The 15,239-nt window shown below is 38.8% G+C and carries 14 protein-coding genes and 2 tRNA genes; 12 read left to right on the top strand and 4 right to left on the bottom strand.

Annotation, left to right across the window (positions count from 1 at the left end; genetic code table 11):
- The 3 genes from ACXIUD_RS05685 to ACXIUD_RS05675 form a co-directional block, all read right to left on the bottom strand.
- A partial coding sequence (locus ACXIUD_RS05685) for a hypothetical protein (protein WP_458051653.1) occupies positions 1–195 on the bottom strand: 195 nt, incomplete at its 3' end.
- A 156-nt stretch (positions 196–351) separates the two neighbouring features.
- A complete protein-coding gene (locus ACXIUD_RS05680) occupies positions 352–888 on the bottom strand; it encodes a fasciclin domain-containing protein (RefSeq protein ID WP_458051652.1) in 537 nt (178 codons plus the stop codon).
- Between the two features lie 135 nt (positions 889–1,023).
- Positions 1,024–1,097: transfer RNA gene (locus tag ACXIUD_RS05675), tRNA-Met, on the bottom strand.
- A 202-nt stretch (positions 1,098–1,299) separates the two neighbouring features.
- On the opposite strand from ACXIUD_RS05675, the gene ACXIUD_RS05670 reads away from it, so the two are divergent.
- The 8 genes from ACXIUD_RS05670 to bshB1 all read left to right on the top strand — a co-directional run bounded on the left by ACXIUD_RS05670 (position 1,300) and on the right by bshB1 (position 10,080).
- Positions 1,300–1,695, top strand: coding sequence for an START-like domain-containing protein (locus ACXIUD_RS05670; RefSeq protein WP_458051651.1), 396 nt, complete (start codon positions 1,300–1,302; stop codon positions 1,693–1,695).
- A 64-nt stretch (positions 1,696–1,759) separates the two neighbouring features.
- The gene (locus tag ACXIUD_RS05665) at positions 1,760–3,634 is read left to right on the top strand and encodes an LptF/LptG family permease (RefSeq protein ID WP_458051650.1); all 1,875 of its coding nucleotides are present in this window, start codon (positions 1,760–1,762) and stop codon (positions 3,632–3,634) included.
- Between the two features lie 67 nt (positions 3,635–3,701).
- Entirely contained in the window at positions 3,702–3,977 is a 276-nt protein-coding gene (rpsO, locus tag ACXIUD_RS05660) for a 30S ribosomal protein S15 (RefSeq protein ID WP_189585033.1), read from the top strand.
- A gap of 108 nt (positions 3,978–4,085) precedes the next feature.
- The gene (gene pnp, locus ACXIUD_RS05655) at positions 4,086–6,227 is read left to right on the top strand and encodes a polyribonucleotide nucleotidyltransferase (RefSeq protein ID WP_458051649.1); all 2,142 of its coding nucleotides are present in this window, start codon (positions 4,086–4,088) and stop codon (positions 6,225–6,227) included.
- Between the two features lie 84 nt (positions 6,228–6,311).
- The gene (locus tag ACXIUD_RS05650; RefSeq protein WP_189585039.1) at positions 6,312–7,175 is read left to right on the top strand and encodes a sigma-70 family RNA polymerase sigma factor; all 864 of its coding nucleotides are present in this window, start codon (positions 6,312–6,314) and stop codon (positions 7,173–7,175) included.
- A 183-nt stretch (positions 7,176–7,358) separates the two neighbouring features.
- Positions 7,359–8,300: a thioredoxin-disulfide reductase gene (gene trxB / locus ACXIUD_RS05645; RefSeq protein WP_458051648.1), complete on the top strand. Its 942-nt coding sequence runs from the start codon at positions 7,359–7,361 to the stop codon at positions 8,298–8,300.
- A gap of 12 nt (positions 8,301–8,312) precedes the next feature.
- Positions 8,313–9,356 carry a peptidoglycan DD-metalloendopeptidase family protein gene (locus tag ACXIUD_RS05640; protein ID WP_458051647.1) on the top strand — a complete coding sequence of 348 codons (1,044 nt, stop codon included), beginning with the start codon at positions 8,313–8,315 and terminating at the stop codon, positions 9,354–9,356.
- Positions 9,357–9,360: 4 nt separating this feature from the next.
- Positions 9,361–10,080, top strand: a complete 720-nt coding sequence (gene bshB1 / locus ACXIUD_RS05635) for a bacillithiol biosynthesis deacetylase BshB1 (RefSeq protein ID WP_458051646.1) — start codon at positions 9,361–9,363, stop codon at positions 10,078–10,080.
- Positions 10,081–10,092: 12 nt separating this feature from the next.
- Here the strand turns inward: bshB1 and pdxH are convergent, their stop codons facing one another.
- Positions 10,093–10,728: a pyridoxamine 5'-phosphate oxidase gene (gene pdxH, locus ACXIUD_RS05630; protein WP_458051645.1), complete on the bottom strand. Its 636-nt coding sequence runs from the start codon at positions 10,726–10,728 to the stop codon at positions 10,093–10,095.
- An 88-nt stretch (positions 10,729–10,816) separates the two neighbouring features.
- On the opposite strand from pdxH, the gene ACXIUD_RS05625 reads away from it, so the two are divergent.
- The 4 genes from ACXIUD_RS05625 (at position 10,817) to ACXIUD_RS05610 (ending at position 14,772) form a co-directional block, all read left to right on the top strand.
- Positions 10,817–11,386, top strand: a complete 570-nt coding sequence (locus ACXIUD_RS05625) for a YqgE/AlgH family protein (protein ID WP_458051644.1) — start codon at positions 10,817–10,819, stop codon at positions 11,384–11,386.
- 51 nt (positions 11,387–11,437) lie between these two features.
- Positions 11,438–13,405: a DUF349 domain-containing protein gene (locus tag ACXIUD_RS05620; RefSeq protein WP_458051643.1), complete on the top strand. Its 1,968-nt coding sequence runs from the start codon at positions 11,438–11,440 to the stop codon at positions 13,403–13,405.
- A 123-nt stretch (positions 13,406–13,528) separates the two neighbouring features.
- Positions 13,529–13,601: transfer RNA gene (locus ACXIUD_RS05615), tRNA-Thr, on the top strand.
- A gap of 487 nt (positions 13,602–14,088) precedes the next feature.
- Positions 14,089–14,772, top strand: a complete 684-nt coding sequence (locus ACXIUD_RS05610) for a TrmH family RNA methyltransferase (protein ID WP_458051642.1) — start codon at positions 14,089–14,091, stop codon at positions 14,770–14,772.
- Positions 14,773–15,239 lie beyond the last annotated feature (467 nt).

Raw genomic sequence — 15,239 nt, 5'->3', positions numbered from 1 at the left:
TGAAATAACCAGAAACCAATAATTAAGAATTTTTAATTCCAAAAGGAGTTTTAAAAGCTTCTGACTCCCCCGATCCATCGGGGTAGGAGGTCGCTGCCCCGAGGTTTCGGGGGAGCCCAGCTGGGCCCACTTAGCCGAGATCTTCATCTCGGCTTTTTTTGTATATTTGGCTTTAGTAACACATTTATTTTTCATGAAAACCATTGTTTATATTCTTTATTCGGAAAAATTAAACCGGTTTTATACTGGACTAACAGCACTTTCAGTTGAGGAAGGAATTAATAATCATTTAGAAAACAAAAAAAGTGCTGAAAACCTCCAGCACTTTTCAAATCCATTTAACCTTTATAATTAATTTCCAGGCAACAACACCGCATCGATCACATGGATGACACCGTTGCTACCTTGTAAATCAGCTGCTACTACTGTAGCACCATTAATTTTAACTGTTCCATTTTCAATAGACACAGTAAGTGTACCACCTTGAAGTGTATTGACAACTTGTCCATCAGATAAATCCCCTGACAACACATTGCCGGCTACTACGTGATAGGTCAAAATTCCAGTGAGCGTACCTTTGTTTTCTTCTAATAGTAAACTTTCAACAGTTCCTTCCGGTAAAGCAGCAAATGCAGCATTGGTAGGAGCAAAAATGGTAAAAGGTCCATCTCCATTCAATGTTTCCACAAGTTCAGCCGCTGTTACTGCTGCTACTAATGTAGTGTGATCAGGAGAACCTACTGCGATTTCAACGACAGTTGGACTTACTTCTTCAATTTCTTCGATTTCTTCAACTACTACAGTTTCTGTGTTGCTACCAGAGCAAGCAAACGTGAAAATCGCAATTGCCCAAATGGCAACAAGGGTGGTGAATTTAATTAGTTTCATGTTTTTGTTGGTTAGATTTATGGTTCCCTAACTGCTTGTATCACAAATAGTTTTTTAAAAATCAAAAAATTAAATGAAAGTGGATTTAGTTATATTGATTTAAAAAAGAAAAAGCCCCTTCAAGAGGGGCTTTTGTAGCGAGGACGAGAGTTGAACTCGTGACCTCAGGGTTATGAATCCTGCGCTCTAACCAACTGAGCTACCTCGCCATATATATTTTGTTGGTTCAATTAAAATTCTATTGTTGGAAATCAAAAATAAATTCTTATTTTGAGTTCCTGAAAGGTTCAAAGATTCGTACAATCTTGACCTGTCGTCGAATTGGAATGCAAATATGGATGGTTAGGTCTTTATTTGCAAACAAAGTGGACCAAAAAATTATCCTTTTTTGAACATTTAAATTTAGAAATTATGGTAAAGAATAAGTTTGTTGCTGATTATCAAATCAATACTTCCAGAAAACTTTTGTTTCCCTACATCAGCTCTGCAAGCGGTCTTTCCGAATGGTTTGCTGACGATGTTTCTATTAACGAGGATAAGACCTTTGTTTTTGAATATGACGGTGAAAAACACCATGCACGCGTGACTGCACTCCGCAAAGACATGCATGTGAAATTCGAATACTTCGACCCTGAAAATCCAGATGCACAGGATAAGTCTTTCATTGAATTTAAGATCGAAGAAAATGAACTCACCCAAACACTCTTTCTAAAAGTTATTGATTACAGCGATTCTTACGATGATGAAGAGTTGGAATCTATATGGGAAGGTTTAATTGTTAATCTTAAAGAGATAATCGGAGGTTAATGTTTTTTTGGTTAAAATTGTGCACTCTTACCTTTTTTTATCGTTAAGGGTATAGTTGTGCTGCATGAAAAAACTTGATAAATTAATTTTAGGGTCTTTCATTGGACCTTTCTTTTTGACATTTATAGTGGTGGATTTTATCCTACTCACTGTAAATATGCTCAAGTATTTTGATGAGATTTTTGGAAAAGGTCTCAGTTTCTGGATTTATATGGAGCTGATTTCCTATTTCGTAATCAGTATCTCTCCAATGGCTCTTCCTTTGGCAGTTCTTTTGTCTTCCTTGATGACCTTTGGTAATTTAGGAGAACATTTTGAGTTGACAGCTATTAAAAGTAGTGGCATCTCACTTTTGAGAGCACTTTTACCCATAGGTATATTTGTGGTGTTTTTGACTATTGGAGCTTACTTATCTAATAACTATCTAGTCCCTCGGGTCAATCTGAAAACCTTCAGTTTATTGTATGATATCCGGATGAAGTCGCCCGCTTTAGATATTAAAGAAGGTGTTTTTTATGCAGGAATACCTAATTATAGTATTAAGGTCAATAAAAAATTGGATGATATTCGTCTGCAAGATATCATTATTTACAATCATGCAGAAGGGCAGGGGAATACCAATGTGATATTGGCAGACTCAGGCAGGATGGAACCATTTTTCAATGATTCCTACTTAAGTTTGACTTTATATAATGGTGTCAATTATAAAGAGTCTCGGGGACAAAGGGGATTGGCAGACAAGCCGGCTGATTTTAGTCGAACTTATTTCTCCGAAAACCAAATCATATTCAACCTTGAATCCTTTCAGATGAACAGGACTCCGGAAGATTTATGGTCTACCAACCGATCGATTAAAAATATTGCTGAACTTAAGGAAGGTTTGGACTCTATTTACTCCGAAATTAATCAGATTGTATATTATAACTACGCCAACACAGAATCAGGATATACCTTTTTTACCCGTAATCGAAAACTAACGCCACCGAGCACTGTTGTCGAGCGCAAAATGCGGGATGATTCTTTGAGGTTGGAGCGGGGCAAGCAAAAGCAGGTTTTGCAAGATGCTTCCAGAGGCGTTATCGATGCATCTACCTACAATGCGTCTGCCGATTCATTGACGGAAGATCTATATGGATATAATCCAGGAGAAGAGGAAGCGTTAATAGATCCTTTGTATGCTTCTATGAATGTAAGAGATGTAATAGAGGAAAGCAATGCATCTAATGATATTATAACACCTGCTGATTCCATTGCTGCTTCTGATTCAATACCATTCATTCAATTGGAAGACACAGTTGCATCAAGAAGCTTAGGCAGAGGAGATTTGTCTATGGAAGGGTTTGATTTTACACCTTTGAATCGCTCAGATTCTATCCGTATGTTAAAAAACAGGTCTGAACCGGATAACCGACCCGTAAATAAACTTTCCGCCGAACAAATTGCCCGATTGGATTCAATTATCGAAGTAAATAACTATGAGCAGCGAGCAGCTACCGTTGCTATCAACAATGCTCGTTCCCAAAAGAATAACTTCTCCAATAAAGTTGCACAAATTGATAATTTAGAGCGGGAATATAGAAGGTTTCAGATTGCTTGGTATCAGAAATACACCACTGCATTTGCCTGTATCGTGATGTTTTTGATAGGAGCTCCCTTGGGTGCTATTATCAAGAAAGGTGGTTTAGGAATGCCTGTTCTAATGTCAATCATCTTCTTTATTGTCTATTATATGTTGACCATTACTGGTGAGAAGTGGGCAAAAGAGGGGATTACGGATCCGATATTCGGAACATGGTTCTCAAATCTGGTACTGTTACCTTTTGGTTTCTTCTTTCTCAAACAAGCGAGAAAGGATGCACGCTTGTTTGAACCGGATACCTATGTGGAATTTTGGAATAAATTGACCTTATTTTTCAAGAGAAAATTTTCCAAAACATAAGGGCTGCTTTTAAATTCCAAATTATTGCTGTACCTTTGTGGCTGTTTAAATTTAAATTTAACTAGACATGTATTTAACTACAGAGAAAAAAGTAGAGCTATTCAAGAATCATGGCAGGTTAAAGTCTGAAACTGATACAGGTTCTCCTGAGTCTCAGATTGCATTGTTCACTTACAGAATCAATCACCTGACCGATCACTTAAGAACGCACAAGAAGGACCATGGTTCTCGCTTGAGTTTGTTGAAACTAGTAGGTAAAAGAAGAAGCCTTCTTAACTACTTGATCAAAAATGACATCGAACGTTACAGAGCTGTCATTGCTGACTTAGGATTACGTAAATAATTGAAATCTTTTGTAAGGTTCTCTCCTAGAGAACCTTACTTTTTTGCTTCTCCCCCGATATTAAACCTTACTTTTAAATCTTAGTACATTTATTCTTAACAAACACGTATGTTACCAAATCTTATTACCAAATCTATTGTTCTTGAGGACGGTAGAGAAATTACAATTGAGACTGGAGCGTTAGCTAAGCAGGCTGATGGTTCCGTAGTAGTTAGAATGGGGAATGCCATGTTACTAGCCACGGTGGTCTCTAAAAAAGAGGCCCAAGATGGCGTTGATTTTTTACCTTTATCTGTTGATTACCAAGAAAAATTTGCTGCCTCCGGTAAAATCCCTGGTGGATTTTTGAAAAGAGAAGGAAGACTTTCAGATTATGAAATTTTGATCAGTAGAATCGTCGATAGAGCGATTAGACCGATTTTTCCAGATGATTATCATGCAGACACTCAAATAGCAATCACCCTTATGTCTGCCGATAGTGATGTGTTGCCTGACTGCTTGGCAGGGTTGGCGGCTTCTGCTGCTTTAGCAGTTTCGGATATCCCTTTCAATGGACCAATTTCTGAAGTTCGCGTAGCAAAAGTGGATGGAAAATTAATCCTCAATCCAACTCCTACACAGTTGGAAGTAGCTTCATTGGAGTTTATTGTAGCGGGTTCCATGGAATACATCTTGATGGTAGAAGGTGAAGCAGACGAAATCTCAGAAGAGGAGATGGTAGAGGCTTTACAATTGGCCCATGAAGAAATCAAAAGACATTGTCAAGTACAGTTAGAATTGACCAAGGCTGTTGGAAAAGAAGAAAAGCGCGTTTATAGCCATGAGAAATCTGATGAAGCCTTATTTGAAAAAATGCATGCTGAATTGTATGATAAGTGCTATGAGGTGGTCAGCAAACAAATTGCTAATAAATCAGAGCGCTCTGAATTGATTAAGGCGATCAAAGAAGCATTTATTGAAAGTTTAGGTGAAGAGCATCCATATGAAGCAAGTTTGATCGGACCATATTTCTCCAAAATCCACAAGGAAGCTGCGAGAAATTTAACATTGAACGAGCAAAAACGTTTGGATGGCAGAGCTTTGAACGAAATCAGATCAATTTGGTCGGTAGTAGATTATTTGCCATCTGCGCACGGTTCTGCTGTATTTACCAGAGGTGAAACGCAATCCATCACTACATGTACTTTGGGTACAAAAATGGATGAGCAAATGGTAGACGGTGCCATGATTTCCGGATTCAATAAGTTCTTCTTACATTATAATTTCCCAGGATTCTCTACAGGAGAGGTAAAACCAAATAGAGGACCAGGCAGAAGAGAAGTAGGTCACGGTAATTTGGCTCAGAGGGCTTTGAAAAAAGTAATGCCTAAGGATGATGAAAATCCTTATACCATTCGTGTGGTTTCTGATATTTTGGAATCTAACGGATCTTCTTCAATGGCTACTGTTTGTGCAGGTTCTTTGGCCTTGATGGATGCTGGCGTTCCGATTAAAGCTCCTGTGACAGGTATTGCCATGGGGATGATTTCTGATTCCAAAACTGGTAAATATGCAATTCTTTCCGACATCTTAGGTGATGAAGATCATTTGGGAGATATGGACTTTAAAGTTACCGGTACTGCCAAAGGTATCACTGCATGTCAAATGGACTTGAAAGTAGAAGGGTTGGATTACAATGTATTAAAAGAGGCATTGCACCAAGCGAAAGAAGGCCGTTTGCATATTTTGAATGAAATCAATAAGACCTTGGATGCTCCAAGACCTGACTTGAAACCTCACGCTCCAAGATCATTTATGATGTCAATTCCTAAGGAATTGATCGGTGCTGTGATTGGTCCAGGAGGTAAAGTTATTCAAGAAATCCAAAAGGATACTGGTGCTACCATCGTTATCGAAGAAAAAGATAATCAAGGTAAGATCAATGTATTTGCTAACAATCAGACTTCTATGGACGGTGCGATTTCTCGTATCAAGGCCATTGTTGCACAGCCTGAAATTGGAGAAACCTACACAGGTAAGGTCAAAAATATACAGCCATTCGGTGCATTCGTTGAGTTTATGCCGGGTAAAGATGGCTTACTTCACATATCCGAGATCAAGTGGGAGCGATTAGAAACCATGGAAGGAGTATTGGAGCCAGGTGAAGAAATCATGGTGAAATTGATCGATGTCGATAAAAAGACAGGTAAATTTAAGCTTTCCCGAAAGGTATTACTTCCAAAGCCTGAAAAATCTGATAAAAAAGATTAATGTTACTAAAGTATTTAGTACTTTGAACTTTCGTGCAGTAATATTCTGTTATTAAAAATCGTAACTGATAAATAAAATTCTCGAATGAGGCAGCTAAAAATTAGCAAACAGATAACTAATCGAGAGAGTCAATCTCTTGATAAGTATCTACAGGAAATAGGTAAAGTTGATCTTTTAACAGCTGATGAGGAAGTTGTATTAGCCAAGAGAATCCGTGAAGGTGATCAATTGGCTTTGGAAAAACTTACAAAGGCAAACCTCAGATTTGTAGTGTCTGTTGCAAAACAGTACCAGAATCAAGGTCTCTCTTTGGGCGATTTGATTAATGAAGGTAACCTTGGTTTGATTAAAGCAGCACAGAGATTTGATGAAACTAGAGGTTTTAAGTTCATTTCTTACGCTGTATGGTGGATTCGTCAGTCTATTCTTCAGGCATTAGCCGAGCAGTCTAGGATTGTGCGTTTACCGTTGAACAGAGTAGGTTCCTTAAACAAAATTAGCAAAACTTTCTCTGAATTGGAGCAAAAGTTTGAGCGTGAACCATCTCCTGAAGAATTAGCGGAGGTCTTAGAAGTGACTGCGAGTGAAGTAGTGGATACCATGAAAATTTCCGGTAGACATGTTTCCATGGATGCGCCATTCGTTCAGGGAGAGGAAAATAGTTTGTTGGATGTCTTGGAAAATGACGGAGATGAAAAACCGGATGACGGTTTATTGAACGAGTCATTGAGAAAGGAAGTTCAACGTGCACTTTCTACCTTAACCTCAAGAGAGGCTGATGTGATTACCTTATACTTTGGTTTAAATGGAGAACATGCCTTGACTTTGGAAGAAATTGGAGAAAAATTCAACTTGACGAGAGAGCGTGTAAGACAAATTAAAGAGAAGGCTATCAGAAGATTAAGACATACTTCTAGAAGTAAAACTTTAAAGCCATACTTAGGATAAGATACGTACTGTATCTTTGATTACTGAAAAAGGGGATGATTTCCCCTTTTTTTGTGTCATAATTTAGTTTATTCCTGTGACTCCTGAGATTAAACCAACTGGAGATTTTAGGGAAATTTAACAGGAGTAAACTTTGTTGTAAATTGTATTTTAATAAAATTTGCCAACTTTAATAAATCACTCATGACAACTACTGTAGAAAAATTGAAGGTTTTGATCATTGGTTCAGGACCTGCAGGATATACAGCAGCAATCTATGCATCCCGAGCAGGATTGAATCCAGTACTTTACACAGGCGCACAGCCTGGTGGCCAATTAACTATTACAACAGATGTAGAAAATTATCCCGGGTACCCTACAGGTGTACAAGGCCCTGAAATGATGGAGGATTTTCGGAAGCAAGCTGAGCGTTTTGGTACGCAAGTGCGCTATGGCCAAGTTACTAAGGTTGATTTCTCTGCACGACCGCACAAAGTCATTGTTGACGATCAAGTGGAGATCCAAGCCGAAACTGTTATCATCTCCACTGGTGCTTCTGCCAAGTGGTTGGGTATCGAAAGTGAGGAGCGCCTAAATGGAAAAGGTGTATCTGCATGTGCGGTATGTGATGGCTTTTTCTTCAGAGGACAGGATGTTGCAATTGTAGGGGCAGGGGATACTGCCTGCGAAGAAGCATCATACTTAGCGAATATTTGTAGCAAAGTTTACATGCTGGTGCGCCGAGAAGAAATGAGAGCTTCTCAAATCATGCAAAAGCGTGTATTGAATAATCCAAAAATTGAAGTTCTTTGGAATACAGAAACCGAAGAGATTTTGGGAGAGGAAGAGGTAAAAGGAGTACGTGTATATAATAACAAAACCAAAGATACTAGAGAATTAGCTATTTCTGGCTTCTTCGTAGCTATTGGACATCAACCAAATACCGATATTTTCAAAGGTTTTATCGATATGGATGAAAACGGTTATATCAAAACGATTCCTGGAAGTACCAAAACCAATATTGAAGGAGTATTTGCCTGTGGTGATGCGCAAGACCACATTTACCGTCAGGCAGTAACAGCCGCAGGTACAGGTTGTATGGCTGCATTGGATGCTGAAAGGTATCTTGCAGCTCAGGAATCTTGATAAACCCATCTAATGAGATTAAAAAGTCTATTTTATTTTATAGTTTTTATGTTGAGCATAGGTTCTTACAGTTCCTATGCTCAAACATTTCCGAAGATTATTAAAAAATCCAAGCAAGACCAACTCATTACTGCACCTTCGAACCCCTTGCAGCGTGATTTGAGGCTTTTTGATCCTCAGAAATACCTATCCGACATCACACGCCAAACGGACTCCCTCCTTTATAAAGATTTTGTAGATCTGCGAAAGCGGATGAGTATCGTAGAAGAGGATACCCTGTCCTTAATTTGGGCACCTACCAATCAGTTGGCCCAAGTCTCTGAAAAAATCCTCATAGATAGTATTTGGGTTACAGCCTATGAATACTATTCAGCATGGGATAGTCAAAAGATCAATATCTATAATTTCAATCCCAAAGACTTTAAAGATACAGTGTATGTCAAGCTATATGATACTTTTTTTGGCACCGATTATAAAATGCCCTTAGATGAAACGCGAATAACTTCTGAGTTTGGATTCCGTAGGTATCGCTGGCATCATGGGACAGATTTGAAGTTGACTGTTGGAACGCCGATTTACTCTGTATTTGATGGTATTGTGAGGATTCGCTCCTACGACCGAACAGGTTATGGATATTATGTAGTAGTCCGGCATAAAAACGGTTTAGAAACATTGTATGGTCACATGTCAAGGATTACAGTAGATGTTGGTCAGGAAGTTAAAGCTGGGGACGTCCTTGGGTTAGGAGGAAATACAGGAAGAAGTACGGGGCCTCATTTACACTTTGAAGTCCGCTATCAGGGCTTATCAATTAATCCAACCCAAATTTTTGATTTCAACTTAGGTAGATTGCGGAGTGATGTATACATGATTACTGCTTCCAGTTTTGATCATGTTGTCCAAACCCAACAATCCGTTGTACACCGAGTTAGAAGTGGAGAAACACTATCAAGCATTGCAAGGAGATATGGTGTCAGGGTAAGTACCATTACGCGATTGAATAATATTTCAGTAAATTCTACTCTCAGAGTAGGACAACAATTAAGAATTAGGTAGTCCCATGAATAAATTAGATATACTAGTCATTGCTGCTCATCCAGACGATGCCGAATTAGCCTGTTCGGGTACCATTGCAGCACATGTAGCAAAGGGTTATAAAGTTGGAGTTATAGACCTTACGATGGGAGAAATGGGGACTAGAGGTACACCAGAACTCCGTTTGAAAGAAGCTGCAAAGGCAGCTGAAGTGTTAGGGTTAGCTGCTCGAGAAAATTTAGGTTTCAAGGATATTTATTTTCAAGATGATGAAGCTCATCAATTGAAAATCGTGGAAATGATTCGTAAATACCAACCAGAAATCGTTTTGGCAAATGCCATCACAGATAGACATCCAGATCATGGAAAAGGAGCTTCAGTAGCCAGTAAAGCCTGTTTCATGAGCGGTCTTCGGAAAATTGAGACGACCGTTAATGGTCAAACTCAGGAGCCTTGGAGGCCGAAGTTTGTTTACCACTATATACAAAACAACTTTATCAAACCAGATTTTGTGGTAGATATCACGCCTTATTGGGAAATCAAATTAGCGAGTATTCAGGCATTTGCCTCACAGTTTTACGATCCTAACAGTGCGGAACCTGAAAGTTTTATTTCATCCCAAAGTTTCCTTCCTTTCATTGAAGCGAGAGCCATTGAATTTGGCCACAGCATCTTCTCTAAATACGGAGAAGGCTTCACAGTGGAGCGAATGCTTGGAGTAGATGATTTATTTGACCTAAAGTAAAAATTGCCCCACTTAAGGGGCAATTCTTTTTAAAGTCCAACTGTTATCAGATTCCAATGTATAATGTATCCGATCATGCAGGCGACTTGGTCTTCCTTGCCAAAATTCCAAAGATATTGGAGATACTCTGTAGCCACCCCAATGAGGTGGTCTTTTGATTGTTTCAGGTCTCAATTCTTCTGAATACTTTGCTTCACGCGCCTCTAAAAAAGCCCGATCAGGAATTTCTTTGCTTTGAGGTGAAACCCAAGCACCTATTTGACTGGAAAATGGACGGGAAAAGAAATACTCATCAGATTCTTCACTGCTCACTTTTGCCACTCTTCCTACGATTCTCACCTGTCTTTCCAATTCTGGCCAAAAAAATGTCAGGGCTACTTTTGGGTTTTCCATCAATTCTTTGCCTTTAGAGCTTTCATAATTGGTAAAAAACACAAATCCTTGGTCGACACCTTTTAAAAGCACAATTCTGCTACTTGGAAAGCCGTCTTTTCCAATGGTACTTAAATTCATAGCGTTAGCTTCTAAAACTTTTGCACGTAAAGCTTCTTCAAACCAGCGATTGAATTGTTGGATAGGATTTTGGTCCACATCACTGATATCAAGTGATTTAAGGGTGTAGTCAATCCGTATATCTGCTAATTTCATATGGATACATGTATTTTGCTTAAAATTAAATCAGTTATTGCATTTAAAAAATTTAGATTTATATTAATTGCCAAATAAGATCATTTTTATGGGACAGAAAATAACATCGAAGCCTAAGGCAGGTCAACTGTTGATTTCAGAGCCATTTTTGCAAGATGAGAATTTTGTACGCTCTGTTGTTTTACTATGCAATCATGACGAGCATGGATCATTTGGCTTGGTATTGAACAAACTATCTATTTTAAAGTTAGATGAGTTGTTGGATGAAGATTACTTGATTCCTTTGGATGTATATGTTGGTGGGCCTGTGGAGCAAAACACCCTACATTTTATTTACAGGGGAGAGCAAATGCTTGAAGACAGTGTTGCACTTATGGATAATCTGTGGTGGAGTGGAGATTTTGAGAAGTTGATGTCTGCAATCAAAAATGGCTCTCTTAAAGAAGAAGATGTGCGCTTTTTTATCGGTTACTCCGGTTGGGCAGAGGGGCAGCTTCAGGATGAGTTAGAGCAACAGACGTGGATTCTTTGTGATACGATTATAACAGAAAATATTTTTGATGCTTCACCGGAAGAGTTATGGAAGCTTATATTGAAAAATATGGGCGGGGAGTATCAACAAATGGCAAATTATCCAATTGACCCAAGATTAAATTAGTGAATTTTATTACATTTGTTTGATAAGCGCTTAAATAAGTAAGTTTCAATTATGGACAACGAGAAAGAAATGCCTGAAGAAGGCAAGGTGACTCCAGCCGAATCTTCTGCTGAGAGTAATGAAGAGATTACCAAAACAACCAATAAAATCACTGATTCATCTATGGAAGAATCAGTCAAAAAAACAGAGGGAGAGCCTGAAGTTGAGGTGATTGTTACCGAAGAAACCTTAGATGCTCAGGAAACAGTGGAAAATGTACCTGCGGACGCTTCTGAGGATCCAGAGGCTGATGAACATTCAGAAGAGGAAGAAGAGGAATTAGATTTTGCGAATTTTTCAAAGAAAGAATTAATTGCAGCCTTGAAGACTTTTGTAGATGCTGAGAATGTATTGTCAGTTGAAAAAAGAGTCAATGAGATCAAAGCTGCTTTTGATGATATTTTTAGTTCTGAGAAGCAGGTTGCCTTAGAGCAATTTGTTGCAGGAGGGGGAGAGACGGATGATTTTTCCTACAAGTCACAAGAGGCAGACAAACTTTTCTTTGCTACTTATAATCTTTTTAGAGAAAAGCGCTCACAGTTTATTAAAGCTCTTGAAAGGCAAAAAGAAAAGAACTTAGAATTAAAGAATTTGATCCTTGACAAGCTAAGGGATTTGGTAGATGGAGAGGAGACTACCCATAGCATCAATGCTATCAAGCAAATTCAGGATGACTGGAAAAAGATCGGACCTGTTCCGTCGAATATGAATAAAAATCTGTGGGCATCATTCAATGCCTTGATGGACAGGTTTTATGATAATAGGAGTATTTATTTTGAGCTTAAGGAGCTTGATCGTAAGAAAAATCTAGAACTAAAGTCTGAAATCTGTGATCGCGCAGAGGCTTTAGTAAAAATGGAGGATTTAAAGGATGCCATTAAGGCCTTAAATGATCTTCATGAGGAGTTTAAGCATATCGGTCCTGTTCCTAGAGAAGAACAAGAACCCCTTTGGCAGCGCTTTAAAGCTGCTTCAGACGCTGTCTACGATCGCAGAAAGGAATTCTATGAGGATCAAAAAGGGAAGTTGAAAGAAAACTTAGTCATCAAAGAGGCATTGATTCAAAAGATTGCTACCTATAAAGACTTCTCAGCTACCAAGATCAAAGAATGGAACAACAAAACCAAAGAAGTACTTAGCATTCAAAAAGAGTGGGAAGCCGCTGGTCCTGTTCCAAGGGAAATGGGAAAAGAGGTCAACAAACAATTTTGGGGTTACTTCAAGGATTTCTTCCACAATAAGAATATGTTTTTCAAAGAGCTGGATGAGATCAGGTTGGCGAATAAGAAAAAAGCAGAGGAGCTTATTGAAAAAGCTGAAGCCTTGGTTGGTGATACCAAATGGCAAGATACTACCAATAAGATGATTGCCTTGCAGCAAGAATGGAAGAAAATTGGTCCTACCCCTGAAAAGGTTCGAGATGAACTATATAAGCGTTTCAAAACTGCCTGCGATTCTTTCTTTGAAAATAAGAGAAGTGCCAATAGTCAAGCCAACAAGGAATACGAAGATAACTTGAAATTGAAGGAAGATATCATATCCAAAATTCTTGCAAGTGCAAAGGACAGTCCTGCTGAGGAGACCTTGGAGGCTTTGATCAATCAATACAATGGGATAGGCTTTGTTCCAAGGAAAAATATAAAGGATATCTTGGCCAAGTTTAACCAAGCCGTAGATACTTATGTGGACGCCTTAGGATCCACTGGAGAAAGCAGGGAAGACTTTGTATTCCGTCTCAATCTGAACAAGCTTCAAGCTGATCCAAATGGCAATCGTGTGCTGAATAAGAAGGAATTTGGTATCCGTAAGCAGATCACAGATCTGGAAAACAACATTGGTTTGTGGAAAAATAACCTAGAGTTCTTTGCAGCATCCAAGACTGCGGATAAGTTGAAAGTGCAGTTTGAAGAGAAAATCACCAAGGCAGAGGCCGAAATTGAGAAGCTGAAGAAGAAACTTTCGATTTTAAGAGAATTTTAATGTGCTCAGAAATAAGGAGATAAAAAAATCTCCTTATTTTTTTTAAAAAAAGGTTTTGCACGTTTGAATCAGGCCTCTATATTTGCATCACTAAATCGGACAAAGGGTTCGAGAATAAAAAAAGCCTCCTTAGCTCAGCTGGTAGAGCAACTGACTTGTAATCAGTAGGTCGCTGGTTCGATCCCGGCAGGGGGCTCTTAAAGGACAACTTAGGTTGTCCTTTTTTATTTTCTACGTTTGAAGCCTCCTTATCCCGATAGCTATCGGGATGGTAGAGCAACTGACTTGTAATCAGCAGGTCGCTGTCCCGATGGGTATCGGGACCGGCAGGGGGTTCAAAAAAGGGTAGCAATTTTGCTACCCTTTTTGTTTTACTGCTGTTTAGGTAACCTCTCATGGAAGAATGGTCACTAAAAAGAGATCTTGCTTAAACCGCTATAACAAACAGCGTATTTTTTTAAGTAGATTGAAGGTTGTGCAAGAGATTAATTCAGATAGGAATTAACTACGGAAGGTTAGTAGTCCCAGGTGAGAACTCGGGGACCCAAAAAGGCTACAGTTTTGAAAAATCCCAACTCCGAAAGGAGTTGAATTTATTCGTGTCTAGTAGTGACATTCGTGGACCTTTTCATTTACAATAATCTTTTTGTAAACTGCAAAGATTTTACAATACAACATTATTCATGACTAATCCCAAGTCTTTTTTCGAATACCTCAGTAATTATGTGACTCCTCACAAGCGTCAGCTGATTGAACAGGTACTTGCACAGCGTACACGCTACTTTACGGTCGTATTGGAGGATATCTACAAACCACACAATGCCTCTGCTGTGCTGCGTACTGCTGATTGTTTTGGGATCCAAGACATACATATCATTGAAAAAGAACATTCTTATGAAGTCAATCCCTACGTGGTCCGTGGTGCGGCACAATGGGTAGATATACACAAATACAGCGATGAAAGAAAAACTGCTGTTTCGGATTGCTTTCATCATCTTCGGGAACAAGGCTATCAAATCATTGCTACGAGCCCGGATCCTGGGAGTATTTCCATTCATGAATTGGATGTATCCCAAAAAATCGCATTGGTATTTGGAAATGAACATGCCGGGATTTCAGATGAGGTAAAATCATCCGCAGACCAGTTGGTCCACATTCCCATGATGGGTTTTACAGAAAGTTTTAATATTTCCGTAGCCGCTTCTATATTTTTATTTGACCTCATTAGAAAAGTACAGGAAACTGCTCAAGTCAAAGACTTTTTTATTTCAGAGGAAGAAAAGCAACTGCTAAGAGAAAATTGGTACCGAGGTATCGTCAAAAACTCAGATATCCACGAGAAAGTGTTTTTGAATTCGAAGGATTAAGAAATAAAAGAAACAAGAAACAAGAGACAAGAGCCAAGAAACAAGAATCGAGAGACAAGAATCAAGAAACAAGAATCAAGAGATTCCTTTTCTAAACTCTCGCATCCTGCTTGCAGCAGGCAAGTCTCGTCTCTATTTTCTATTACCCGAATCCCTACTTGGTACTTCGTATTTGGTACCTAGTACAATCTCATCCTTCATCCTTCTTCCCTCATCCTTCATCCTTTTTTTTGACATTTTATACAATTCTTCAATGCTTAAGCAAAGTCTCCGTTCCTAGAGGGATTAACTATTTGTAGTTACAATACGTCTAGGGACAGGTGCGACTCCGATAGGAGTCGCACCTGTCCCTAGACGTAATAGTTTAGATATAAACATATGACCTCTTCGAGGTCGGGATTTTCGGCATCAAAAACACATGCGTACGCTGTATTCAATCAGCATTTTCATCCACCCTCATCCTTCAT

The organism is Mongoliitalea sp. (genome assembly GCF_054166905.1).
The sequence above is the reverse complement of the archived record's forward strand: the minus strand, read 5'-3'. Positions and strand labels throughout refer to the sequence as shown.

Coding starts and splice junctions, on each gene's coding strand:
- pnp (WP_458051649.1), top strand. CDS start 4,086: ATGTTACCAAATCTTATTACCAAATCTATTGTTCTTGAGGACGGTAGA.
- ACXIUD_RS05610 (WP_458051642.1), top strand. CDS start 14,089: ATGACTAATCCCAAGTCTTTTTTCGAATACCTCAGTAATTATGTGACT.
- bshB1 (WP_458051646.1), top strand. CDS start 9,361: ATGAATAAATTAGATATACTAGTCATTGCTGCTCATCCAGACGATGCC.
- ACXIUD_RS05640 (WP_458051647.1), top strand. CDS start 8,313: ATGAGATTAAAAAGTCTATTTTATTTTATAGTTTTTATGTTGAGCATA.
- rpsO (WP_189585033.1), top strand. CDS start 3,702: ATGTATTTAACTACAGAGAAAAAAGTAGAGCTATTCAAGAATCATGGC.
- trxB (WP_458051648.1), top strand. CDS start 7,359: ATGACAACTACTGTAGAAAAATTGAAGGTTTTGATCATTGGTTCAGGA.
- ACXIUD_RS05665 (WP_458051650.1), top strand. CDS start 1,760: ATGAAAAAACTTGATAAATTAATTTTAGGGTCTTTCATTGGACCTTTC.
- ACXIUD_RS05680 (WP_458051652.1), bottom strand. CDS start 888: ATGAAACTAATTAAATTCACCACCCTTGTTGCCATTTGGGCAATTGCG.
- ACXIUD_RS05650 (WP_189585039.1), top strand. CDS start 6,312: ATGAGGCAGCTAAAAATTAGCAAACAGATAACTAATCGAGAGAGTCAA.
- pdxH (WP_458051645.1), bottom strand. CDS start 10,728: ATGAAATTAGCAGATATACGGATTGACTACACCCTTAAATCACTTGAT.
- ACXIUD_RS05625 (WP_458051644.1), top strand. CDS start 10,817: ATGGGACAGAAAATAACATCGAAGCCTAAGGCAGGTCAACTGTTGATT.
- ACXIUD_RS05620 (WP_458051643.1), top strand. CDS start 11,438: ATGGACAACGAGAAAGAAATGCCTGAAGAAGGCAAGGTGACTCCAGCC.
- ACXIUD_RS05670 (WP_458051651.1), top strand. CDS start 1,300: ATGGTAAAGAATAAGTTTGTTGCTGATTATCAAATCAATACTTCCAGA.